Here is a 22,905-nt window from a genome sequence, read left to right as displayed (position 1 = left end):
CTACTCCTTACGCTCGAACACCGAGAAGCCGTGTTTGCGCACGAGGTAGTCCTTGCGCGCATCGGCGAGGTCTTTTTGGACCATTTCCTCGACGAGTTGTTCGAAGCTCGTGGTCGGGGTCCAGCCCAGACGCTCGCGCGCGCGCGTCGGGTCGCCGAGCAGCGTGTCGACCTCGGTCGGCCGGTAGTAGCGCGGATCGACGCGCACGAGGACGTCGCCCACTTTCACGCGCGCATCGACGCCCACGTCGACGACGATCCCTTCCTCGCGCTCGCCCTTACCCTCCCACATCAACTCGATGCCGAGACAGCGCGCGGCCCGCGTGATGAACTCGCGCACGCTATGTTGCTCGCCGGTCGCGATCACGAAGTCCTCGGGATTGTCCTGCTGCAGCATCAACCACTGCATTTGCACGTAATCCTTCGCGTGGCCCCAGTCGCGCAGCGAATCGAGGTTACCCATGTAGACGCAATCCTGCATGCCGAGCGAGATGCGCGCCAGCGCGCGCGTGATCTTGCGTGTAACGAACGTCTCGCCGCGCAACGGCGATTCGTGATTGAACAGCACGCCGTTGCATGCGTAGATGCCATAGGCCTCGCGGTAGTTGACCGTGATCCAGTAGGCATACATCTTCGCCACCGCATACGGGCTGCGCGGATAGAACGGCGTCGTTTCCTTCTGCGGCACTTCCTGAACCTTGCCGTAGAGCTCGGAAGTCGAGGCTTGATAAAAGCGCGTCTTCTTCGTCAGTCCGAGGATGCGAATCGCCTCGAGGATACGCAGCGCGCCTAGCCCGTCGGCATTCGCGGTGTATTCGGGCTCCTCGAACGAGACGGCGACATGGCTTTGCGCGGCGAGATTGTAGATTTCGTCGGGTTGAACGGCCTGAATGATCCGAATCAGGCTGGACGAATCGGTCATATCGCCGTGATGCAAGATAAGGCGACGGTCCTTTTCGTGCGGATCTTGATACAGATGGTCGATACGGTCTGTATTGAAAAGCGAGGTGCGGCGCTTGATCCCATGGACCGCATAATTTTTCGACAACAGAAATTCGGCGAGGTAAGCGCCGTCCTGTCCCGTGATACCGGTAATCAAAGCGACTTTCTGCATAGCGGGCTCTATATATTGAGAGGGAGTCGCGCTAGTTATGCCCTTCCAAGAAAAGCGGCGCAAGCGCTTGGCGCGGCGCGCAGAAAGTTGGCGCATCGGGGCCGGAAAAATACGCCAAGGGTTGCGCGGGCCTGCCGCACTTGGCTCTACAAGACGATACGCTGGCGCGCGTCGACGTCTCGCTTGGGAGACGATTCGTTAAGTACAGTGATACGCCATTTTCTTTCGAAAATTGCGCCAAGCGGGGAGTTCATGAAGATTCTCGTGTATGGAATCAACTATGCGCCGGAGCTGACCGGAATCGGCAAGTACACCGCCGAAATGGCGGCGACACTGCAGGCGCAGGGTCACGACGTGCGGGTCGTGTGCGCGCCCCCTTATTACCCCGAGTGGCGCGTAGGAAAAGGTTATTCGGCGCTGCGCTACGGCCGGGAGCACCGCGATGGCGTCGCGCTTTGGCGCGCGCCGCTATGGGTGCCGAACCGTCCGCGCGGCGTGCGCCGTATCGTCCATTTGGCGAGCTTCGCCGCCTCCAGCCTCCCCGTTGTGCTGGCGCACGCGCTTTGGCGGCCCGATGTCGTGATGTGCATCGCACCGAGCATGCTGAACGCGCCGGCGGCTTGGCTCGTGGCGCGGTTGTGCCGGGCGCACGCCTGGATCCATATCCAAGACTACGAGGTGGATGCGGCGTTTCAACTCGGCATGCTCAACGGTTCGCTGCTCAAGCGCACGGCGTTGTGGGTCGAGCGCACGCTGTTGCGCCGCTTCGATACCGTATCGACGATTTCGAAAAAGATGCTCGAACGCGCGGCCGACAAGGGCGTCGCGCCGGCGCGCCTCGTGCACTTTCCGAATTGGGCCGACGTGGCGGCAATCCGTCCGCTCGGCCGACGCAGCGCGCTGCGCGAAACGTTTCGCATCCCGGCCGATGCGACAGTCGTGCTCTACTCGGGCAACATGGGCGTCAAGCAAGGGCTCGAGGTGCTGGCGGCCGCGGCCGTTGAACTCGTCGATCGCGAGGACATCGTCTTCGTTTTCTGCGGCAACGGCCCCGTGCGCGACGCCATTCATGCCCTATGCGGCCCGATGAAGAACTGCCGGTTCAGCGACCTGCGTCCCGCCGAGGAACTGAACGAGCTCATGAATCTCGCCGATATTCATGTCCTACCGCAGCGCCATGACGCGGCCGACTTGGTGATGCCTTCGAAATTGACGGGGATGTTCGCCAGCGAGCGCCCGGTCATCGCTATGGCGCAATCGGGCACCGAGCTCTACGAAGTCGTCGCGCCGCGCGGCTGGGTCATCCCGCCCGGCGATGGACACACGTTGGCGCAGGCGATCGAGCGTCTTGCCGACGATGCGCCTTTGCGCGCCGAACTCGGTCAAATGGGCCGTGCGTTCGCGCAGGCGGTGCTCTCGCGCGAAGCGGTGCTAGGCGAGTTTTCGAACACGCTGCACGCTCGCGTGTCGGCCAAGGCCCGCCGCCGTGCGCGCGAGAGCGCACCTATTGCCGCCGCCCCGGTCGAAATGATCGAGGATTCGGTCGCCGACACCGACGTCGCGGCCACGCGCTGACCCGAAGGAGGGCGACGAATGCTGAGCAAGGAGGCCTCGCTCCGACTGCACATATTGCGGTTTCCGTTGATCGTCGGGGTCGTCTTTATTCACAACTACAATCTGTCCTCGACGCTCAGCGGCGGCTCGGTCGGCTTCACGGCTGACGGGCCGGTACTGGATTTCGTCAGAAACGTGATTTCGCAGGGCGTGGCGCGGATATCGGTCCCCCTGCTCTTTCTGATCGCGGGCTATTTATTCTTCCTCGATTTCGAGCCCACGCTTGCGAGCTTGCTCGGCAAGTTGAAATCGAGATCCAAGACGCTGCTGCTTCCCTTCTTGTTTTGGAACCTGGCCACGCTCGGTGTGCTGGTGCTGGCGCAATCGCTGCCCGCGGCATCGCGGTTTCTCTCGGGAAAGCACCTGCTCGCGTCGCAATTGTCGGCGCCGGCATTCCTCGACCTTCTGTTCGGCATACACGGGGAGCCGATTGCCTACCAGTTTTGGTTCGTGCGGGACCTAATGGTCTTGGTGCTCCTCGCTCCGCTCGTTTATGTCGTATGCCGCCGCGCGGGTGCCGCGGCCGTGCTGGCGCTGCTGAGTCTATGGCTGGCGAACATCTGGTGGACACCGGTCCCGGCATGCGATGCCACGCTATTCTTCACGATGGGCGCCTGGTTGGCGATCAAGGGCAGCACGCCCTTTTTCCTCGACCGCATCGGCGCAATCTCGACAGTCCTCTACGTTCCGTTGTTGCTGGCCGATGCGAGCCGGTTCGCCGGCCCCGAATACGTCGTCGTCCATAAAGTGTCGGTCTTGCTCGGTGTGGTATCGGCCTTATGGATGACGCGATTCGCCATTCGTTCCGATGCCATGACGCGCCACCTCGTGCGTTTGGGCGATGCGAGCTTCTTCGTATTTGCCGCCCACGAACCTTTACTGACGATCTGCCGGAAGGTTTCGCTCAAGTGGGTGCCCTTGCACTCTTCCGATGTCGCGCTGGGGTTCTATTTCTTGATCCCCGCATTCGTCATCGTCGTGCTGGCTTCGCTGCACCCCCGGATGCGGGCGCGGTTTCCGGGATTCACGCTGCTCGCTTGCGGCAGAAGATAGGAGACGGATAGCGCAACGCTCCGCAAAAAAGCGAAAATGCCAGGCCGAAGCTTGGCATTTTTCGTTTCGGGCTTACCCTCCCGTCTACGCGCTTACTGCCCCGTGTAACCTACCGGCGCCGTGACCTGCGATTGGATCACGCTCGCGTTCGACGACACCACGTAGATCGGCGTTTCGCCCAGCGTCAGGTTGACCACGCCGTTTGTGTAAGCGACCGTCGTCGGATTGCCCATCATATCGAACACCGTCACATTCCCGTTCGTTCCCGGCGCATCCACAGTCAGCGCGTAACCGGTGCTCGCCGTTTGGCTGTACAGCCCGGAGCTCGTCGGCCAATTCACGTTCTGATGGTTCCAGAGCGCCGTGATGACCTTACCGCCGCCGAGTTGCTGGAACGCGTAGCCGTAGTCGTTGGTCGGCAATGCGTTCAGGCGTCCGAGCGTTTGCGTGCCGTCGATGATACGCGTCAGCGCCGCGAAGGTGAGCGCCTCGGGCTTCGGGCTCAACGTCGTCGCGTGGAAATCGCCCTGCGCATTGACGATGTCGAAGAAGCTGCCGAAGCCGATTTCGCTCGGATAGTCGGAGCCGTAGAAGAAATACGTCACTTGCGCGCCTTCGCCGAGCACGGTCAAGTGGGCGCGCGCGGCGACGGCAGCCTGCGCGAAAAGCTGGTTGTTCGAGGGACCGCTATCGTAGGTGATCCCGGCATCGTAGGCCACGCCGACTTCGCTCGACCACAAGCGCATATTCGGCTTGATCTGCTGCATTTGGGCGCGCAGCGCCTGCATTTGATGATCGAGGGCTTGCTTCTGGTAATACGTGTTCGTGCTCGTATCGTATTGCTCCGGCGGCGAGGACGGCGAAACATGGTTCGCGTAGTAGCTATGCGTCGTCACGCCGTCGATGTAGTTGCCCAAGCCGAGCGCCGCGTACGTCTGCAAGTTCGAGCCCGTGCACCAGTTTCCGACCATACCGGGGTCGGGGCTCGTGACGCCCATCACGACCGCATGCGGATCAGTGGCGTGCAGACCCTTGTAGATGGCCGCGTACATGTTCACGAAGTTCTGCGGCGTGTCGGCCCATGCCGGCTCCCACGTCACCTGGTAGTAGGTGTTCTTCATGTTCGGGAAGTACGCCTGGCGAATCGCCTCCGAATCGGTCCCCACACGCGACATGTAGCTCTGCAAGTACGTGAGGTTGGTCGGGGCGTACGTGTCGTCCTGATACGCGCCGGTCGGGCTCGACCAGGCGGGGAAACCGTCGAGGCGCACCAGGCGGGCGATTTTTCCGGTCTTGAAGAGCGGATCGACCTTCGAGAGCGACGGCGTCCACGTATTGGGGCCGTTCGGCTCCATCGTCGAAAGTTGGCGCCAATCGATCGCTTGCGTCACGCCCAGGGCATTGAGCAGCGCGGGCTTGTCGCTTTCGCCCTGCATGCCGAAGCGGTGCTGGTCCTGGCTCGCGAACGTCACGGGCGGCAGGGCCGACGAGACGTTGGGGAGCACGCCGAAGGTCGCCATGCCGGTGGGGCGCGTTCCGGCGCGCGGCAGCGTGCCGCCCGCATTGGCAAGCGTACCGGTGATCGCGAAATAGCCGCTCGCCGTACCCGTGCACGACAGCGTGGAGGTTTGCGCACCGGCCGGGACCGCGAACGAACCGCTGCCGCGAATGTTGCCCATATAGTCTTGCACCGACCACTGGACCGTATCGGCCGCGGGGGCGTTCGTCGTGAATTGCATCTTGAACGCGCTGCCTTGCGCATACATGCGAGTCGCGTCGGTCGTCAGCGTGTCCGCGGAAATCAAGCCCTTCGGCGTGCCCCCGGCAACCGTCGCCGGCGCCAAGCAAGTGATCGAATCGGCGGGCGGCGTTTGCGCCTTGGCGCCGGTCGAGCCGACGCTCGCGAATGCGTAAAATGCGGCCGCTGCGACATTAAGGAGTCCTAAGGAATAACCGAAGGGAGCTTTCGAGACGGATTGCATGGAATTCACCTTTTCAACCTATTGCACTGTATGGGACGCCGCGGCTGAGGCACTGGCGATCGAATTTCCGCGGACCCGGTATATGCTGCTGATTGCAGTTGGGGAGGACTAGGCCTGCAGTACGTTTAGTATTGTTCAGATCACTTTGGCTGCCTATTGGGCGAGCACTGAACCTTCTGTAATATCTGCAGCGCGCCGCGTCAGACGTTTCCTACACTGTGCGAAGCCACGGCGGCCACGATTCCTTAAGCCTTGCTCAGAAAGCGAAAATGCCAGGCGCGAGGCCTGGCATTGCGTTGAACCGCGACTACGGGCGTATCACTGACCGGTGTAACCGACGGGCTTCGTGACGTTAGCCTTGATCACGTTGGCGTTCGAGGACACCACGTAGATCGGCGTTTCCGACAGCGTGAGCGTGATCGCGCCGTTCGTGTAAGCCAGGATCGACGGATTGCCCATCATGTCGAACACCGTCACCTTGCCGCTCGTGCCCGGGGCATCGACCGTCAGCGTGTAGCTCGTGCGGGCGGTTTGGCTGTAGACGCCGGACGTCGTCGGCCAATTCGCATTGTTGTGCGACCACAGTGCGGTCACGACCTTGCCGTTGCCGAGCTGCTGGAACGCGTAACCGTAGATCGATGCGGGCAAGTTGTTCAGGTGTCCGAGCGTCTCCGTCCCGTCGATGATCCGGGTCATCGCGGCGAAGGCGAGCGCCTCGGGCTTCGGGCTCAGCGTCGTCGCATGGAAGTCGCCTTGCGGGTTCACGATGTCGAAGAAGGTCCCGAAGCCGATTTCCGTCGGATAGTCCGAGCCGTAGAAGAAGTACGTCACTTGGGCGCCCTCGCCGAGCACGGTCAAATGCGTGCGGGCGGCAACAGCGGCTTGGGCGAACAACTGGTTGCTCGACGGACCGCTGGCGTACGTGATGCCGGTATCGTAGGCAATACCGACCTCGCTCGACCAGAGCCGCATATTGGGCTTGAGCGTCTGCATTTCGGAGCGAAGGTCACGCAGTTGGTTGTCCAGCGCCTGGTGCTGATAGTACGAGTTCGGGTTGCCGTCGTAACGCTCCGGCGGATACGCCGGCGACGGGTGGTTTGCGTAGTAGCTGTGCGTCGTGATCCCGTCGACATAGTTCAACAGGCCGAGCGAAGCGTAGTTGCGCAGCATGTAGCCCGTGCCCCAATCGCCCTGCGTGCCCGGATCGGGGCTCGTCACGCCCATTACGACCGCGTGCGGATCCGTCGAGTGCAGGCCTTCGTAGACGGCCTTATACATCGAGACGAAGCTCTCGGCCGAGCCGGCCCACTTGGGTTCCCACGTCACCTGGTAGTAGTTGTTCTTCATGTTCGGGAAGTACGCCTTGTGGATCGCATCCGAGTCGGCGCCGACACGCGCCATGTAGCCCTGGAAGTAGGAAAGATCCTTCGGTGCATACGTGTCTTGCGTGAACGCGCCCGTTACGCTGGCCCATGCGGGGATGCCGTCCAAGCGGATCAGGCGAGCGATTTGTCCCGTCTTGTACATAGCATCCACATTGGCCACGCTTTGGGCCGCGGTCGGATGCCAGCTATTGGCGCGCATCGGCTCCATATTCGAGAGCTGACGCCAGTCGAGCACTTGCGTGACGCCCAGGGCGTTGAGCAGCGCGGGCTTGTCGTTCTCGCCTTGCATGCCGAAGCGATGCTGATCTTGGCTCGTGTAGGTCACGGGCGGCAGCGCCCACGACACATTGGGCAACACGCCGAACGTCGCGATACCGGCCGGACGCGTACCTGCGCGAGGCAGCGTACCGCCCGCGTTGCTCAAGGTGCCCGTCAACGCGAAGTATCCGGTTGCCGTGCTCGAGCAGGTGATCTTCGACGTTTGCACGCCCGCCGGGACGGCAAACGAACCGCTGCCGCGCACGTTGCCCTGGTAGTCCTGCACCGTCCAATTGACGTGGTCGGCCGCCGGCGCGTTCGTGACGAACTCCATCGTGAACTTGCTCGCACTCGAGAACAGACGCACGCCGTTCGCGACAGGCGTATCGGCCGAGATCAAGCCCTTGGGCGTACCGCCGGCCGTCGTCGTCGGCGCCGCGCACGTCACCGAATTGGTCGGCGGCGTTTGGGCCTTCGCACCGGTCGATCCGACACTGGCGAAAGCGTAAACCGCGGCTGCGGCAATATTTAGGAATCCTAACGAGACAGGTGCGGAGGATTTCGAAATGGCTTGCATGAGTGACCTTTCAACCTTTAGCTCTGAACGGGTTCGCCAGATACTGGGTAATGGCGAGACGGATTGCTTGGCCTGTTTGCGCGGCTCGTTTCCATCGAATCGAACGCTAGGCCTGCAGTACGTGCAGTATTGTTCAGATGACACCGGTTGCATATCCGGCGCGGACTGAACCTTCTGTAATATCTGGTACGCGGCGCGTCAGGCGTTTCCTACAGCGCGCTCGGCGCGCGGGGGCAGGAGAAATTCCCACTATGGAAGCAGCGGCGGGATTTCGAGCGAAGGCCGGAGAGGGAATGTGCGCGCCCCAGGACGAGGCGCGCGAAGGATAAAGCACGGACGGCGAAGAACCGGGCCGAGGCCCGGCGCTTCGCTCGGCGGTTACTGCCCGGTGTAGCCGACCGGCGCGGTGACGTTCGCCTTGATGACGTCTGCGTTCGAGGACACGACGTAAATCGGCGCTTCCGACAGCGAGAGATTCACGACGCCGTTCGTGTAATGCATGATCGCCGGATTGCCCATCATGTCGAACACCGTCACTTTACCGCTCGTGCCCGGCGCATCGACCTTGAGCGCGTAGGTGGTGCTGACGCTCTGGCTATAGACGCCCGAGTGCGTCGGCCAGTTCGCATTGTTGTGCGACCACAGCGCCGTGACGACAGGACCATGCCCGAGCCGTTGGAATGCATAGCCGTAGACCGAGGCCGGCAAGTTGTTCAGATGCCCGAGCGTGTCCGTGCCGTCGATGATGCGCGTCATTGCGGCGAAGGCCATGGCCTCGGGCTTCGGGCTCAGCGACGTCGCATGGAAGTCGCCTTCCGGATGATCGAGATCGAAGAACGTGCCGAAGCCCACTTCGCCCGGGTAATCCGAGCCGAAGAAGAAGTACGTCACTTGCGCCCCCTCGCCGAGAACGATCAAGTGCGCACGCGCGGCAACGGCGGCTTGCGCGTAAAGCTGGTTGCTCGAAATGCCGTTGCCGTACTTGATGCCCTTATCGTAGGCAACACCGAGTTCGGTCGACCATAGCCGCATATTGGGTTTGAGCGACTGCATCTCGGAGCGCAGATCGCGCATCTGACGAATGAGCGCTTGGCGCTGGTAGTACGGTTCGGGGCTCGTGTCGTACAGCTCCGGCGGGAACGCCGGGGAATCGTGGTTCGCGTAGTAGCCGTGCGTCGCGATCCCATCGACATATTTCATGAGCCCAAGCGGTGCGTAGGTGCGCAGCAAGTTGGCCGTGCACCAGTTGCCGGTCATGCCCGGATCGGGGCTCGCCACCCCCATCACCACCGCGTGGGGATCCACCGCGTGGATACCTTCCCAGGCCGCCTTATACATCGCGACGAAGTTCTGCGGCGAGTCCTTCCACAAGGGCTCCCACGTCACCTGGTAGTAATTGTTCCGCATGTTCGGGAAGTAGGTCTCGTGAATCGCCTTTGCATCGGCCGCGACACGCGACATGTAGTTCTGGAAATACGTCAGGTCCTTCGGCGCGTAGGTGTCGCGCTCGGCCGCGCCCGTGCGGCTGGCCCAGGCGGGTACGCCATCGAGGCGTACGAGGCGCGAGATCCGCCCCGTCTTGAACAGCGGATCGAGGCTCTCCACGCTTTGGGAGGCCGTGGGTTGCCAGCTATATGCGCGGTCCGGTTCTTTGATCAGCATCTGGCGCCAGTCGATCGATTGCGTGACGCCCAGGGCATCGAGCAGATCGGGCTTATCGTTCACGCCCTGCATGCCGAAGCGGTGCTGATCTTGACTCGCGAAGGCCGCGGGCGGCAGCGCCCACGAGACGTTGGGCAATATGCCGAAAGTCGCGATGCCCGCCGGGCGCGTGCCGGCTCTAGGCAACGTACCGCCGGCGTTGCTCAAGGTAGCCGTGACGGCGAAATAGCCGTTCGCCGTACTCGTGCACGAGAGGTTGGACGTGTGCGTCCCCGCGGGGACGGCGAACGACCCACTGCCGCGGATATTGCCCGCATAGTCCTGAATCGACCAATTGACTCGGTCGGCACCGGGCGAATTCGTAACGAATTGCAACGGGAAAACGGCGCTTTGACCAAACATACGCAAGCCGTTCGATGCGGGCGTATCGGCCCAGACCGATCCATGCGGCGTACCGCCGGCTGTTGTCGTTCGTGATGAGCAAACAATCGAATTGGCGGGCGGATTTTGCGCTTTTGCGCTCGTCGCCCCCGCGCTCGCGAAGGCATAGATCGCGGCGGCGGCAATATTTAGTAGTCCTAATGAACGGCACGCGGGGGGCTTGAATATGAATATCATGAGATGACCTATAAGCTGTCGGCACGAACGGGCGCGCCACTGCCGTGCGACGGCAATGGCATCGAACAACCCCGTGAACACTACTAGTCGTAATTGAACCGAGCGCTAACGCTGCAATGCGTTCGGAATTGTTCGAATTGCTCGCGTTGCAAACAGGCGAACATTGAACGTTTTGTAATATGCGAGGCCGAGCGCGTCAGAGTTACAACTCAGTCGACGCTGGCCACGATACGGACCATGCGTTGGCGGCGGCTGATATCGATTCAGGCTCCGACCAACGACGTATGAAGATTCCAACTCGAATGCAAAGTTCCCACTAATTGCCGGTCACGACACAAATTCTTGTCGAGGCCGCAAATACCGCCTAGCCTATTGACGCATGCGCCAATCAATGCTTGCCTTCGGCGGCCTTCTTTGCTTGAAGCGCGTGATACTTCGCGAGGAGCCCTTCGGGCGACTCGACATGCTGCGGATCGTTCGGAATGCACTCGACGGGGCACACCTGCCGGCACTGCGGTTCGTCGAAATGGCCGACGCACTCCGTGCACTTCGCTGGGTCGATCACGTAGATCTCAGGTCCCATCGAGATCGCGTCGTTCGGGCACTCGGGCTCGCATACGTCGCAATTGATGCACTCGTCGGTAATCAGTAAAGCCATGCTGTCATCGAAAAACGGTAGAGCGCCGCAGCCGTTTTTTGCTGCGGCGCCGCTATTTTAGACCCCTTCGAGTTCGCCGGGTGCGTGAAGTTCCATCTTCGAGGCAATCCCCTAAGAACCCTGCGCCATTTGGGCGACCTTCTCCTTGAGCCACTTTTCGACCGAAGGGAAGACGAACTTGCTGACGTCCCCGCCGAGCTGCGCGATCTCGCGCACGATCGTCCCGGAGATGAACTGGTACTGATCGGACGGCGTCATGAACATCGTCTCGACGTCGGGCAGCAGGTAGCGGTTCATTCCCGCCATCTGAAATTCATACTCGAAATCGGACACGGCGCGCAGGCCGCGCACGATCACGCGTGCGTTATTGGCGCGCACGAAATCCTTGAGCAGCCCCTTGAAGCTCATCACCTGCACGTTCGGATAGTGGCCCAGCACTTCCTGGGCGATATCGAGCCGCTGCTGCAGCGTGAAGAACGGTTTTTTGTTGCGGCTGTCGGCCACGCCGACGACGAGCGTATCGAAAATGCTCGACGCACGCCGAACGAGGTCTTCATGACCGCGCGTAAGCGGATCGAACGTACCCGGGTACACGGCGACTACCATCGACCATCTCCTGTCATCATCCTGTTTGGGCCGTGGGCGTGCGGCCCGCCGGCCTTGACGCGGCTTACCGTGACCGGCGTCTCTCGTGCTGCTGGAAACGCGCATTATTCATCATTTTCGCGCTGCAGCAAATGATAGTGTACGGCGCCGGCCTTGCCCTGTCGCGCGATCCGCCATCCGGCGAGCGCCTCCGATTCCGCCGCCTCTAGCGGCGCGCCCGACTCCACATATAGATAGCCGCCCTCGGCGACCAGCGGCGCGCACGCTTGCAGCGAGCGCGAAAGCGCAATCGTCTCGCCGAAAGGCGGATCGAGAAAAACGACGTCGAACGAGCGAGGCGGCAGGCCCGGCGCGAGCCGCAACGCGTCGGCTTCCACGACTTCGACGGCCTGGGCGGACAAGCGCTCGCGCATGTCCCGCAACTGGCGAGCCGCCTTGGCGTTGCGCTCGACCATCAGCACGCGCGCAGCCCCGCGCGACGCGGCCTCGAAGCCGAGTGCGCCCGTGCCTGCGAACAGATCGAGGCAGCGCATCCCGTCGAGCCGCTGGCCTAGCCAATTGAACAGCGTTTCGCGGACGCGGTCGGGCGTGGGGCGCAGCCCCTCGAGATCGAGCACTTGCAGCGGCGTGCGCTTCCAGTCGCCGCCGATGATGCGGACGGTATGGGGTTTGCCGCGCGCGGGCGCGGCGCCGGGGGCGCGGGAGGCGGACGGGGAACGGGACATACGAGCGGCTGGCGTTGGAAAGCGATGAGGTTCGCGCAAAATCGGCGCGGGTACGACCGCCAACGTTACCACAGCCGCGCCGGCGCCCGCGAGAACGGCTGCGCACGCCGCTACGCATGTCGCTGCGCACGCCATGAACGGCACGCCTGGTAAAATGTCGCGCTTATCGAGCGCATTGCCGCATTGCCGGTCCACCGCGGCGCATGCGCGGTCACGCGCCATTCATTGCCGCCGAGGGCGCCTCGCCCCGGCACCCATCACGGCAGATCATGTTCAGCTTCTTCAAACGATTCAAGGGCGGCAAGACGCCCGACACCGCGCAGCAGGATACCCAAGCCGCGGAAACCCCGGCTCCCGCGCCCGCGCCCTCGGCCGAAATTGTTCCGCCCCCGGTTTCGATACCCGCCGTCCCCACTTCCACGGCCGCGCCTGCCGCCGCGCCGAGCGCTCCCGTCGTTGCTCCGGCCCCGCAGGTGGCGCCGTCCACGCAGGCGCAGCCTAGCTACACCCCGAGCACCGATGCGGCGCAATCGGCCGCCGTCGAGCAGTTCGTGGACAGCGAGCAAGGGCAGGAAGTCGAAACCGAGGAAATCGTTCCCCCTCCGGCTCCCGAGCCGGCTCAAAAACAATCGTGGCTTGCGCGGCTGCGCTCCGGCCTGTCGAAAACGAGCGCCGGCCTGACCGGCATCTTCGTGCGCACGAAGATCGACGACGAACTGTATGAAGAGCTGGAAACCGCGCTGCTGATGTCCGATGCGGGCGTCGAGGCGACCGAATTCTTACTCGGCGCGTTGCGCGAAAAGGTCCGCGCCGAGCGCCTGACCGATCCGCTGCAAGTGAAAGCCGCGCTGCGCGCGTTGCTCGTCGATCTACTCAAGCCGCTCGAGAAATCGCTGATGCTCGGACGCGCGCAGCCTCTCGTGATGATGATCGCGGGCGTAAACGGCGCCGGCAAAACCACGAGCATCGGCAAGCTCGCCAAGCACTTGCAGCGGTTCCATCAGTCGGTCCTGCTCGCGGCCGGCGATACGTTCCGCGCCGCCGCGCGCGAGCAGCTCGCGATCTGGGGCGAGCGTAACAACGTGACGGTCGTTTCCCAGGAAAGCGGCGATCCGGCCGCCGTCATCTTCGACGCCGTCAGCGCCGCGCGCGCGCGCAAGATCGACGTCGTCATGGCCGATACGGCAGGCCGGCTGCCGACGCAATTGCATTTGATGGAGGAACTGCGCAAGGTCAAGCGCGTGATCGGCAAAGCGCAAGAGGGCTCGCCGCACGAGGTGTTGCTCGTGATCGACGCGAACACAGGCCAAAACGCGCTCGCGCAGGTCAAGGCCTTCGACGACGCGCTGTCGTTGACAGGGCTCATCGTCACGAAGCTCGACGGCACCGCCAAGGGCGGCATTTTGGCGGCCATCGCGCGTCAGCGTCCCGTGCCCGTCTACTTCATCGGCGTCGGCGAAAAGGTCGAAGACTTGCAGCCGTTCAACGCCGAGGAATTCGCCGACGCACTGCTCGGCTAATCCCTCGGGCCGCAAGCGAGCGCGCGACACCCGCGGCCGCGCGCGCCTCGTTTGCTGCCGTTACTCGGCGTCCGGCTGCCGCTCGGGCGATGCTTGCACGAACGCGTCGTGCCGCAGCGCTTCGTCGTTGATGCGCCGGATCGTCGGATACGGCGACATGTCCACGTTAAAGCGCTGAGCGTTGAACACCTGCGGCACGAGCGCGAGATCGGCCATCGTCGGCGTATCGCCGAAGACGAACTTGCCCGTGCGCGGGTCGCCGGCCAGCCTGCGCTCCAATACGTCGAAGCCGTTGATGATCCAGTGCCGGTACCAGGCGTCCTTGGCCTCGTCGGTCACATTCAGGCTGTGCTTCAAATACTTGAGCACGCGCAGATTGTTCAGCGGGTGGATTTCGCAGGCGATTTGCAGCGCGATCGCACGCACGTAGGCCCTCTCGCCCGGCGTGCCGGGCAAAAGCGGCGGATCCGGATGCGTCTCGTCCAGATACTCGATGATGGCGAGCGATTGTTGCAGCACCAAGTCGCCATCGACGAGCGCGGGAACGATACCGTCCGGGCCGATGCGCCGATATTCGGGTGTCAACTGCTCCCCCCCGCTTCGCAACAAATGAACGGGCGCATAGTCGTAAGGCAGCCCCTTCAAATTCAGCGCGATACGCACGCGATAACTGGCCGAACTGCGGAAATAACTATAAAGCTTCATCGATTGTCTCCTCCTCCCGCCTCGGGCGTCAGGCCACGCGCACCTTCAATTGGCCGAGCCCCTCGACGCCGCCCATCAGCACGTCGCCTCGCGCGACGGCGGCCACGCCCTCCGGTGTACCGGTGAATATGAGGTCGCCGGGCTGCAGCGTGAATAGCGTCGATAAGTAGGCGATCGTCTCGGCCGTCGACCAGATGAGCGTCGAGACATCCGAGCGTTGCCGCTCGATCCCGCCCACCTCGAGCCAAATCGCGCCGCGCTCGATATGTCCGACCCGCGATACCGGATGAATGGGACCGAGCGGCGCGGAATGGTCGAAGCCCTTGGCCACGTCCCAGGGCCGGCCCATTTTCTTCGCCTCCGCTTGCAGGTCGCGGCGCGTCATGTCGAGGCCGACCGCGTAACCGTAGACGTGGTCCAGCGCCTCGTCCACGGCGATATCGCGGCCCGCCCGGCCGATCGCGACGACCAATTCGATTTCATGGTGCACGTCGTTCGTGCGCGAAGGATACGGAAACTCGCCCGTCGTTCCGGGCGCGACGTAGACGACGGCATCGGCCGGCTTCGAGAAAAAGAACGGCGGTTCGCGGTCGGGATCGTGGCCCATCTCGCGCGCGTGCGCCGCGTAATTGCGACCGACGCAATAGATGCGGCGCACGGCGAAGCGCTCGCTTGCGCTAGCCTCGCCGACGCTGTCGGCGATCGGCACGGCGACGACCGGGGGCGGGGGAAACACGTACTCCATCGCTCTTTCTCCATGGTTCATTGCGCGCCGCGAACCGCTCGAGCGCGGCCCGCGCGAAAAGGTCGAGTGTAGCGCGACCTCGCGTCCGCCCGGCGGCCCGCTTGCCAGATCTCGAAGGAATGCGATACTCGTTGGACTTTCACCTTTGCGCGAGCGGACTCGCCGCTCGCTCTCGCACCTCATGACCGCATCCACCGCCGAACCCTTCGCCTGCGCCCGTTTCATCAAGGAGATCGGGCGCGGCCCGCACGGAGCCCGCGCGCTCTCGCGTGAGGACACGTACGCGCTTTACAGCGCGATGCTCGACGCTCGCGTCTCCGATATCGAACTCGGCGCCGTTTTGCTCGCGTACCGGTTAAAGGGCGAAACGGCCGAGGAGCTCGCCGCGATGCTGGCCGCGGCCCAAGCCTCGCTCGAGCCGTTGCGCGTGCCGGGGGCCGTCTCGATCCCAAGCTACAACGGCGCGCGCAAGCAAGCGAACCTGGTTCCGTTGCTCGCGTTGCTGCTCGCTCGCGAGGGCGTGCCCTCGCTCGTGCATGGCGTGACCGAGGATCCGGGCCGCGTGACGAGCGCGGAGATATTCGCGTGTCTCGGTATCGCCGCCTCGACCTCGCACGCCGGCATCGAGCAGGCGCTGACCGGCCAGCGCGTCGCGTTCGCACCGGTCGAAGTGTTGGCGCCCAAGCTCGCGCGTTTGCTCTCGCTGCGGCGCGTGATGGGCGTGCGCAACTCCACGCATACGCTCATCAAGATCTTGCAGCCGTTCGCGCCGGCGGGCTTGCGGCTCGTCAATTACACGCATCCGCCCTACCGCGACAGCCTCGCCGAACTTTTTCTCGGTCACCTTGACGCCGCCGCCGGCGGCGTCCTGCTTGCCCGCGGAACCGAGGGCGAAGCCGTGGCCGACACGCGCCGCCAAGTACAAATCGATTGGCTTCACGACGGCATCGCCGAAACGCTCGTCGCGCCCGAGCGATCCTCGCCCGACGCCGCCGGGCCCGAACTGCCGGCCGCACGCGACGCGGAAACGACCGCGCACTGGATCCGAGAGGTGCTGAGCGGCGCCGTGCCGGTCCCCCCCACGCTCGCCCGGCAAGTTCAAGAAATCGTCCGGATAGTGAGAGGCCGGTAAAACTGCCCTGTTGACAGCGCCTCGCGCGCTGTCATAGAGTGCGCCTTATGTGTTCGAACCTGAACCCCCTCCGAATTACCTCCGGCCGCCTAGCGCGGCCCCTATCGCTACGACTAGCGTAAGCCGGTCGTAGCGCCGCGCGTCGTCCGCGCGGTCCTCCCGCAGTACCCCGAGCCGTTTTCGTTTCACCCCCTAGCCGCAGTTCCTTCTACAACCCGTAGTCGTCAGCATTCGGCCGAGTACCGCTCGGACGGATCGCGAAACAGCCGACGTGGCAGCATCGCGTCCAGGCGCGAATCGGCCAGCCGCTCGATCCGCCGCGTTTCGCAGACGACCCGACGAACCGAGGTCCGTCATGCTTCGCAACCCTGCCGCAAAGTACCGCCCCTTCCCGCCCGTGCAATTGGCCGGCCGCAAGTGGCCCAACCGCACCATCGAGCGCGCTCCCATATGGATGAGCACCGATCTGCGCGACGGCAATCAGGCCCTGATCGAGCCGATGAGCATCGAGCGCAAGCTCGAGTTCTTCGAGATGCTGGTCGCGATCGGTTTCAAGGAAATCGAAGTGGGCTTTCCCTCGGCCTCGCAGACGGACTTCGATTTCGTGCGCAAGCTCATCGACGAAAAGCGTATTCCCGAAGACGTGACGATCGAGGTGCTCGTGCAATCGCGCGCGGATCTGATCGCCCGCACCTTCGAGGCGCTCGACGGCGCGCCGCGCGCGATCGTCCACCAATACAACGCGATCGCTCCATCGTTCCGGCGCATCGTATTCAATGCATCGAAGGACGACGTCAAGGCGCTGGCGGTCGACGGCGCACGCCTTATCAAGGAACAAGCGCAGCGGCGGCCCGGCACGCACTGGATCTACGAGTACTCCCCGGAAACGTTCAGCATGACGGAACTCGCGTTCGCGCGCGAGGTATGCGATGCGGTCAGCGCGGTATGGCGCCCCACGCCCGAGCACAAGATGATCGTGAACTTGCCGGCCACGGTCGAAGCGGCGACGCCGAACGTGTTCGCCGATCAGATCGAATGGATGGATCGGAACCTCGCTTATCGCGACAGCATCGTGCTCTCGGTGCACCCGCACAACGACCGTGGCACCGCGGTCGCGGCGGCGGAACTCGCGCTGCTCGCCGGCGCGGACCGGATCGAAGGATGCCTGTTCGGCAACGGAGAGCGCACCGGCAACGTCGATCTCGTCACGCTGGCCCTCAATATGTATACGCAGGGTATCGATCCGGGACTCGACTTCTCCGACATCGACGCGGTGCGCCGCGTGGTCGAGCGCTGCAACGCGATCGCCGTCCATCCGCGTCACCCGTATGCGGGCGACCTCGTATTCACCGCGTTCTCCGGCTCCCATCAAGACGCGATTCGCAAAGGCCTCGCACAGCAGCGCGGCGACGGGGCTTGGGAAGTGCCGTATCTTCCGATCGATCCGGCCGACGTCGGGCGCGGCTATGAAGCGGTGATCCGCGTCAACAGCCAATCGGGCAAAGGCGGCGCCACGTTCTTGCTCGAGCGCGGGCTCGGCTTCGCGCCGCCGCGACGCGTGCAAATAGAGTTCAGCCACGCCGTGCAACGAATCGCCGACGATTCGGGCGCCGAAGTGAGCGGCGATGCGGTATGCGCCCTGTTTTCGCGGGAATACTTCGACGTCAGCGGGCCGGCCGAGCGCATGGACGCATCGCTGCGCTGGCGGCATCGCGAGGTCATGCGCCTGGACACGGCGGCCGACTACGAGAGCGGACATGCCTGGGTAAGCGCTTGCGCGGACGCCCTCTCGGGCGCGGTGGGCGAACGCGTGCGGATCTGCGATTTCGAAACGGTTCAGACGAGCGACGGCCGCACGGCGGCTTTCGTTGCCTGCGCGCTCGAAGGCGTGGCGGGACGGAGCACGCAAGCCGCCCGTTACGGCGCCGGCGTGAACGTGAATCCGGCGACGGCGGCGGCGGATGCGCTCGTTTGCGCCCTGAACCGGCTCCAGTGGGATCGAGCACGCGCGGACGAACCCGCCGCGGCTTGAGCGCCGGCAGGGTACCCGGAGTCGCCCGCCACGAGCGAGCGAACACGGGCGGCGCGCGGCGCGGCTCTACTCGAGTGCGCAGCGCGTCGCTTGCCAGGCCACGAGCCGCCAGTGCCCGCCCTCTTGCGCCTGAATGGCCGTATAGGCGATTGGGAACAGCAACGCGCCGTTATTCGCTTCCATCTCCAACAAGGCCCGCCCGGTGACGACACAGGTATCGCTCCCCACCGGCAGCACGTCTTGCGATTGCAACTCGATTTGCCGGTAGCGGCGGTGCCCATTGGCGATGGCGTCGATGAACTGCTGCTTCGTCTCCCGCTTGCCGTTGGTATGCACGAAGCTCACGCTATCGGACAGCAACTGACTGAGCAGGGGGACGTCGCCGTCCACCATCGCGCGAAACCGATCGCGCTCGAGCGCCCGAATCGCCTCGATCACCTTCGCACCCATCGCACCGCCCCCTTGTACCCGGCGCGGATGCGCCGGCGTCAGAAGTTGTACTGCAGGTATAGCTGGGTGAAATTTATACCAGGATTCGGGTCTTTGATACTGGCGTTAGAGATGTGCTGGAACCGGCAACCCGCCTGGTACTGCTGATGCCCGCCAAACTGTGCGCCGACGCCGACGATTTCGGTGAACTGAAAAGCCGTCGACAGTGAATATTGGTCGGTGATCGTCGGATGCGAGAGCAGACGCAGGCCGACACCCGCCTCGATATACGGGCGAATCGCCCCTTGATCCTTGATGAACCGCACCATCGGCTGAACGCCGAGCGCATAGACGTCGTTGTGGAAGGCGCCGGTGTTCGTATGCCAGTAGCTCACGTGCGCCTCGCCGGTCAAACCGAAGTGCCACCCGCCGGTGTCCCACCAGTTCAGCCCCGGGTCCCAGACGAAGCCGAGATCGGCTTCCCTCACCCGATGCTGCAACGAGGCGCCGACGCCGACCTGAACGCCGAACTGCTGCTGCGACGACGGCGTAACCGATGCCTGAGCATGGGCTGCCGCGCCGACGAACAACGCCGCACACGCCGCACCCACCCGAGCCCAGCCTTTGATGCGAATCAATTCGTTTTTCTTGTTCATCTCGATACTCCAACGAACGGGAGACATGTCGATCGTCCCCCGGGTACCGGGGGGCGAATGATGTTACTTGCTAGTAAGCGCTCGCGACGATGCCATTTCACGCAACATACTGTTCGCCGTACGCAATGATCGCCGGCCGCGACCGGAGAACTGCAGCGAAACGACAAACGGCGTAAAATAATCTCTATCGAAACGAAATTTCGATAGGCACCAGGGAACTTCGCCGCGCGAGCGGACTCGAATGCTTAGCACTCTGCGAAAGGGAGTGCTAATATCCTCCGTGGAGTTAGTCTTCGTGACTGAGCAGTTATCTGTTTCACAAGGAGTTTACGTGAGCAACGCTATGACCCTTCCGAATCTTGTGCGCCCGGCCTCCGCTAAGGCCGCTTCGGCAGGTGCTTTGATGCTCGCGCCGTCGATGCTGCCCGGGCAGCTCGGGAACATCGACGCCTATATCCAGGCCGTCAACCGCATTCCGATGCTGAGCGCCGAGGAAGAACGCGAGCTCGCCACCGATTACCGTCAGCACAGCAACCTGGAATCGGCGCGCCGGCTGGTGCTCTCGCATCTGCGCCTGGTGGTCTCGATCGCCCGCAACTATCTGGGCTACGGCCTGCCGCACGCCGATTTGATCCAGGAAGGCAACATCGGTCTCATGAAGGCCGTGAAGCGTTTCGATCCGGAGCAAAACGTGCGCCTAGTGTCGTACGCGATCCACTGGATCAAGGCGGAGATCCACGAGTACATCTTGCGCAACTGGCGCATGGTGAAGGTCGCCACCACGAAGGCGCAACGCAAGCTGTTCTTCAATCTGCGCAGCCACAAGCAAGGGCTGCAAGCGTTCACGCCCGACGAAATCGATGGCTTGGCGAAGGAGTTGAACGTCAAGCGCGAGGAAGTCTCGGAGATGGAGACGCGCCTGTCGGGCGGCGACATCGCGCTCGAAGGGCAGGTCGAGGACGGCGAGGAATCGTTCGCGCCGATCGCCTACCTGGCCGATTCGCATAGCGAGCCGACGGCCGTACTGTCCGCGCGGCAAAACGACCGCCTGCAAACGGACGGCATCGCGCAGGCGCTCGATTCGCTCGATGCGCGCAGCCGGCGCATCATCGAAGCACGGTGGCTCAATGTCGCGGACGACGGTTCGGGCGGCTCGACGCTGCACGAATTGGCCGACGAATTCGGCGTCTCCGCCGAACGCATTCGTCAGATCGAAGCGAGCGCCATGAAGAAGATGCGCACCGCGCTCGCCGAATACGCCTAACGCCTCTCGCGAAGGCGGCACCCCGCCTGCGCCACGGCTCCGAACCGATCCCGCCGCATCGAAGCGCGGCGGGATTTTTTTTGCCCTCGCCCCAAAACGGACCCGGCCCGGACCCGCCCCGGACCCGGTCGTTAGCGCGGAAATCCCGTACCGCATCGGCCTGCGTTTTAGCGCCGCACCCTTGTCGCAGGTCAACACCCGCTCCCAAGCCCGGCTCTACGATCATTCCGTACGCATAGAACCGGGTGCCCCTTCCGCTCATCGACGAGCGCGGCGCCGCACCCCGAGTTCCGCGAATACGGGGATACGAGACCATGCAACCCACGCCGGAAGTAGGCGACGCCCAAGCCCGTGCATCGAGCGTGCCGTTCGCGGCATCGCTCGCGCGCTTTAGACGCAGTCCGACGTTCGCGCGCGACATCGCACTCGTGCTCGCGCTCAAGATCCTGCTCTTGGCTGCCCTCAAATTCGCGTTCTTCAATCACCCTCGCGCGGCCGACATGTCGATGCCTCCCGCCGAAGTCGCCCGCGCATTGCTTTCCTCTACCGCCTCTCGCGTGCCACAAGGAGTCGGCCATGCTCAGTAGTGAAGTCGTCGATCTATCCCGCCTCCAATTCGGAGTCACCGCCCTTTATCACTTCTTATTCGTCCCGCTGACGTTGGGACTCTCATGGCTGCTGGTCATCATGGAAGCCGTCTATGTCATGACCGATAAGCCCGTCTATAAAGACATGACCCAGTTTTGGGGCAAGCTCTTCGGCATCAATTTCGCCATGGGCGTCACGACGGGCATTACGCTCGAATTTCAATTCGGCACCAATTGGGCCTATTACTCGCACTACGTGGGCGATATCTTCGGCGTGCCGCTGGCCGTCGAAGGGCTCATGGCGTTCTTCTTGGAATCGACGTTCGTCGGGCTGTTCTTCTTCGGCTGGAATCGGCTTTCGAAGGTGCAGCACTTGGCAGTGACGTTTCTCGTGGCGCTGGGCTCGAATCTGTCCGCGCTCTGGATTCTCGTCGCCAACGGCTGGATGAACAATCCGGTGGGCGCCGCGTTCAACTACGAAACGATGCGCATGGAACTGACGAGCCTTACCGCCGTCATCTTCAACCCGATCGCCCAGGTCAAGTTCGTCCATACCGTGTCGGCCGGATACGTGACCGCGGCGATGTTCGTGCTCGGCATCTCGTCGTGGTATCTGATCAAGCGCCGCGACGTGGAATTCGCCCTGCGCTCGTTCACGATCGCGGCCGGCTTCGGCCTCGCCTCGACGCTATGCGTGATCGTGCTCGGTGACGAATCGGGCTACAACACCGGCGAAGTCCAAAAGGTCAAGCTTGCCGCGATCGAAGCGGAGTGGGGAACGGCCACGCCGCCCGCCGCATTCACGGTATTCGGCATTCCCAACCAAGCGGCGCAGCGCACCGATTACGCGCTGCGCGTGCCGTATGCGCTCGGGCTCATCGCCACGCGCTCGATCGACGAGCCGGTGCTCGGCCTGAAGGACCTCGCCGCATCGGCCGAGGCGCGCGTCAAAAACGGCATGATCGCCTACGCCGCCTTGCAGCAACTGCGGCAGGGCGATTCATCGGCCGCCGCCCGCTCGGCCTTCGACGCGCACAAGGCCGACCTCGGCTACGGCTTACTGCTCAAACCGATGACGCCGCGTGTTGTCGATGCAACACCCGCTCAGATCCACGACGCCGCACAAAGCACGATCCCGCCCGTCGCGCCGATATTCTTTTCGTTCCGGTTGATGGTCGGCCTCGGCATCTTGTTCCTCGCGACGTTCGCCTACGCGTTCTGGCTCTGCGCCCGCAAGGGCGTGCTCGACGAACGCCGCCGCTGGTTTCTGCGGTGGGCCGTCTGGGCCATTCCGTTGCCTTGGATCGCAGCCGAGTTCGGCTGGGTCGTCGCGGAAGTGGGCCGCCAGCCCTGGACGATCGCGGGCATCTTGCCCACGAATCTCTCGGTGTCCAGCTTGACGCCCACCGACGTCTATTTGAGCCTCGCCGGTTTCGCGCTCTTTTATACGGCGCTGTTCGTCATCGAGATCACGCTGATGTTCAAGTACGCGCGCCTCGGCCCCGCCTCGTTGCATACGGGGCGTTATCCGCCGGAGCCGCTTCCCGCGTCGAAGGTGGCGAGCGATACGCCCGCATGAACACG

20 protein-coding genes are annotated in these 22,905 nt (G+C 63.3%); 9 read left to right on the top strand and 11 right to left on the bottom strand.

Annotated features, from left to right (window positions below):
* Positions 1 to 1,113, bottom strand: coding sequence for a GDP-mannose 4,6-dehydratase (gene gmd / locus DXT59_RS22180; protein WP_116139167.1), 1,113 nt, complete (start codon positions 1,111 to 1,113; stop codon positions 1 to 3).
* Positions 1,114 to 1,365: 252 nt separating this feature from the next.
* Between gmd and DXT59_RS22175 the strand changes: the two genes are divergently transcribed.
* Positions 1,366 to 2,688: a glycosyltransferase WbuB gene (locus DXT59_RS22175; protein ID WP_116139165.1), complete on the top strand. Its 1,323-nt coding sequence runs from the start codon at positions 1,366 to 1,368 to the stop codon at positions 2,686 to 2,688.
* 18 nt (positions 2,689 to 2,706) lie between these two features.
* Positions 2,707 to 3,780 (top strand): acyltransferase family protein, encoded by a 1,074-nt coding sequence (locus tag DXT59_RS22170; protein ID WP_116139163.1) that lies wholly within the window; start codon positions 2,707 to 2,709, stop codon positions 3,778 to 3,780.
* A 92-nt stretch (positions 3,781 to 3,872) separates the two neighbouring features.
* On the opposite strand, the gene DXT59_RS22165 is transcribed toward DXT59_RS22170, so the two are convergent.
* The gene (locus DXT59_RS22165; protein ID WP_240324623.1) at positions 3,873 to 5,762 is read right to left on the bottom strand and encodes a hypothetical protein; all 1,890 of its coding nucleotides are present in this window, start codon (positions 5,760 to 5,762) and stop codon (positions 3,873 to 3,875) included.
* Between the two features lie 318 nt (positions 5,763 to 6,080).
* A complete protein-coding gene (locus DXT59_RS22160; protein ID WP_116139161.1) occupies positions 6,081 to 7,739 on the bottom strand; it encodes a hypothetical protein in 1,659 nt (552 codons plus the stop codon).
* Between DXT59_RS22160 and DXT59_RS30765 the strand changes: the two genes are divergently transcribed.
* The gene (locus DXT59_RS30765; RefSeq protein ID WP_162878192.1) at positions 7,726 to 7,914 is read left to right on the top strand and encodes a hypothetical protein; all 189 of its coding nucleotides are present in this window, start codon (positions 7,726 to 7,728) and stop codon (positions 7,912 to 7,914) included. The two genes, DXT59_RS22160 and DXT59_RS30765, sit on opposite strands and share 14 nt — an antisense overlap.
* 446 nt (positions 7,915 to 8,360) lie before the next feature.
* Here the strand turns inward: DXT59_RS30765 and DXT59_RS22155 are convergent, their stop codons facing one another.
* The 4 genes from DXT59_RS22155 to rsmD all read right to left on the bottom strand — a co-directional run bounded on the left by DXT59_RS22155 (position 8,361) and on the right by rsmD (position 12,251).
* Positions 8,361 to 10,046, bottom strand: coding sequence for a hypothetical protein (locus tag DXT59_RS22155; protein WP_116139560.1), 1,686 nt, complete (start codon positions 10,044 to 10,046; stop codon positions 8,361 to 8,363).
* Between the two features lie 604 nt (positions 10,047 to 10,650).
* The gene (locus DXT59_RS22150; RefSeq protein ID WP_116139159.1) at positions 10,651 to 10,920 is read right to left on the bottom strand and encodes a YfhL family 4Fe-4S dicluster ferredoxin; all 270 of its coding nucleotides are present in this window, start codon (positions 10,918 to 10,920) and stop codon (positions 10,651 to 10,653) included.
* Positions 10,921 to 11,031: 111 nt separating this feature from the next.
* Entirely contained in the window at positions 11,032 to 11,526 is a 495-nt protein-coding gene (gene coaD, locus DXT59_RS22145; protein ID WP_116139157.1) for a pantetheine-phosphate adenylyltransferase, read from the bottom strand.
* A 104-nt stretch (positions 11,527 to 11,630) separates the two neighbouring features.
* Entirely contained in the window at positions 11,631 to 12,251 is a 621-nt protein-coding gene (gene rsmD / locus DXT59_RS22140) for a 16S rRNA (guanine(966)-N(2))-methyltransferase RsmD (protein WP_116139558.1), read from the bottom strand.
* Between the two features lie 269 nt (positions 12,252 to 12,520).
* Here rsmD and ftsY point away from each other — a divergent pair, with 269 nt between their 5' ends.
* Complete coding sequence (gene ftsY, locus DXT59_RS22135; RefSeq protein WP_116139556.1) at positions 12,521 to 13,771, top strand: signal recognition particle-docking protein FtsY; 1,251 nt, start codon at positions 12,521 to 12,523, stop codon at positions 13,769 to 13,771.
* Positions 13,772 to 13,831: 60 nt separating this feature from the next.
* Here ftsY and maiA read toward each other — a convergent pair whose 3' ends face one another.
* Together maiA and DXT59_RS22125 are read right to left on the bottom strand one after the other, a co-directional pair.
* Entirely contained in the window at positions 13,832 to 14,476 is a 645-nt protein-coding gene (maiA, locus tag DXT59_RS22130) for a maleylacetoacetate isomerase (protein ID WP_116139155.1), read from the bottom strand.
* Between the two features lie 28 nt (positions 14,477 to 14,504).
* Positions 14,505 to 15,221 (bottom strand): fumarylacetoacetate hydrolase family protein, encoded by a 717-nt coding sequence (locus DXT59_RS22125; RefSeq protein ID WP_116139153.1) that lies wholly within the window; start codon positions 15,219 to 15,221, stop codon positions 14,505 to 14,507.
* 181 nt (positions 15,222 to 15,402) lie between these two features.
* Between DXT59_RS22125 and ybiB the strand changes: the two genes are divergently transcribed.
* Both ybiB and leuA read left to right on the top strand, forming a co-directional pair.
* Positions 15,403 to 16,353 (top strand): DNA-binding protein YbiB, encoded by a 951-nt coding sequence (gene ybiB / locus DXT59_RS22120; protein ID WP_116139151.1) that lies wholly within the window; start codon positions 15,403 to 15,405, stop codon positions 16,351 to 16,353.
* Positions 16,354 to 16,708: 355 nt separating this feature from the next.
* Positions 16,709 to 18,385, top strand: a complete 1,677-nt coding sequence (gene leuA / locus DXT59_RS22110) for a 2-isopropylmalate synthase (RefSeq protein WP_116139149.1) — start codon at positions 16,709 to 16,711, stop codon at positions 18,383 to 18,385.
* Positions 18,386 to 18,451: 66 nt separating this feature from the next.
* Here the strand turns inward: leuA and DXT59_RS22105 are convergent, their stop codons facing one another.
* Both DXT59_RS22105 and DXT59_RS22100 read right to left on the bottom strand, forming a co-directional pair.
* Positions 18,452 to 18,835, bottom strand: a complete 384-nt coding sequence (locus DXT59_RS22105; RefSeq protein WP_116139147.1) for a nuclear transport factor 2 family protein — start codon at positions 18,833 to 18,835, stop codon at positions 18,452 to 18,454.
* Between the two features lie 38 nt (positions 18,836 to 18,873).
* The gene (locus DXT59_RS22100; RefSeq protein WP_116139145.1) at positions 18,874 to 19,470 is read right to left on the bottom strand and encodes an acyloxyacyl hydrolase; all 597 of its coding nucleotides are present in this window, start codon (positions 19,468 to 19,470) and stop codon (positions 18,874 to 18,876) included.
* Between the two features lie 331 nt (positions 19,471 to 19,801).
* Here DXT59_RS22100 and rpoH point away from each other — a divergent pair, with 331 nt between their 5' ends.
* From rpoH to DXT59_RS22085, 3 genes are all read left to right on the top strand, one after another.
* The gene (rpoH, locus tag DXT59_RS22095) at positions 19,802 to 20,734 is read left to right on the top strand and encodes an RNA polymerase sigma factor RpoH (protein ID WP_116139143.1); all 933 of its coding nucleotides are present in this window, start codon (positions 19,802 to 19,804) and stop codon (positions 20,732 to 20,734) included.
* Positions 20,735 to 21,048: 314 nt separating this feature from the next.
* Complete coding sequence (gene cydP, locus DXT59_RS22090; protein WP_116139141.1) at positions 21,049 to 21,321, top strand: cytochrome oxidase putative small subunit CydP; 273 nt, start codon at positions 21,049 to 21,051, stop codon at positions 21,319 to 21,321.
* Entirely contained in the window at positions 21,311 to 22,900 is a 1,590-nt protein-coding gene (locus DXT59_RS22085) for a cytochrome ubiquinol oxidase subunit I (RefSeq protein ID WP_116139139.1), read from the top strand. Before cydP ends, DXT59_RS22085 begins: the two co-directional genes overlap by 11 nt.
* Positions 22,901 to 22,905 lie beyond the last annotated feature (5 nt).

Origin of the sequence: Trinickia diaoshuihuensis (assembly GCF_003390925.1) — a bacterium.
GTDB lineage: Bacteria > Pseudomonadota > Gammaproteobacteria > Burkholderiales > Burkholderiaceae > Trinickia > Trinickia diaoshuihuensis.
The sequence above is the reverse complement of the archived record's forward strand: the minus strand, read 5'-3'. Positions and strand labels throughout refer to the sequence as shown.

Coding starts and splice junctions, on each gene's coding strand:
- gmd (WP_116139167.1), bottom strand. CDS start 1,113: ATGCAGAAAGTCGCTTTGATTACCGGTATCACGGGACAGGACGGCGCT.
- DXT59_RS22175 (WP_116139165.1), top strand. CDS start 1,366: ATGAAGATTCTCGTGTATGGAATCAACTATGCGCCGGAGCTGACCGGA.
- DXT59_RS22170 (WP_116139163.1), top strand. CDS start 2,707: ATGCTGAGCAAGGAGGCCTCGCTCCGACTGCACATATTGCGGTTTCCG.
- DXT59_RS22165 (WP_240324623.1), bottom strand. CDS start 5,762: ATGCAATCCGTCTCGAAAGCTCCCTTCGGTTATTCCTTAGGACTCCTT.
- DXT59_RS22160 (WP_116139161.1), bottom strand. CDS start 7,739: ATGGAGTTCGTCACGAACGCGCCGGCGGCCGACCACGTCAATTGGACG.
- DXT59_RS22155 (WP_116139560.1), bottom strand. CDS start 10,046: ATGTTTGGTCAAAGCGCCGTTTTCCCGTTGCAATTCGTTACGAATTCG.
- DXT59_RS22150 (WP_116139159.1), bottom strand. CDS start 10,920: ATGGCTTTACTGATTACCGACGAGTGCATCAATTGCGACGTATGCGAG.
- coaD (WP_116139157.1), bottom strand. CDS start 11,526: ATGGTAGTCGCCGTGTACCCGGGTACGTTCGATCCGCTTACGCGCGGT.
- rsmD (WP_116139558.1), bottom strand. CDS start 12,251: ATGTCCCGTTCCCCGTCCGCCTCCCGCGCCCCCGGCGCCGCGCCCGCG.
- ftsY (WP_116139556.1), top strand. CDS start 12,521: ATGTTCAGCTTCTTCAAACGATTCAAGGGCGGCAAGACGCCCGACACC.
- maiA (WP_116139155.1), bottom strand. CDS start 14,476: ATGAAGCTTTATAGTTATTTCCGCAGTTCGGCCAGTTATCGCGTGCGT.
- DXT59_RS22125 (WP_116139153.1), bottom strand. CDS start 15,221: ATGGAGTACGTGTTTCCCCCGCCCCCGGTCGTCGCCGTGCCGATCGCC.
- ybiB (WP_116139151.1), top strand. CDS start 15,403: ATGACCGCATCCACCGCCGAACCCTTCGCCTGCGCCCGTTTCATCAAG.
- leuA (WP_116139149.1), top strand. CDS start 16,709: ATGCTTCGCAACCCTGCCGCAAAGTACCGCCCCTTCCCGCCCGTGCAA.
- DXT59_RS22105 (WP_116139147.1), bottom strand. CDS start 18,835: ATGGGTGCGAAGGTGATCGAGGCGATTCGGGCGCTCGAGCGCGATCGG.
- DXT59_RS22100 (WP_116139145.1), bottom strand. CDS start 19,470: ATGAACAAGAAAAACGAATTGATTCGCATCAAAGGCTGGGCTCGGGTG.
- cydP (WP_116139141.1), top strand. CDS start 21,049: ATGCAACCCACGCCGGAAGTAGGCGACGCCCAAGCCCGTGCATCGAGC.
- DXT59_RS22085 (WP_116139139.1), top strand. CDS start 21,311: ATGCTCAGTAGTGAAGTCGTCGATCTATCCCGCCTCCAATTCGGAGTC.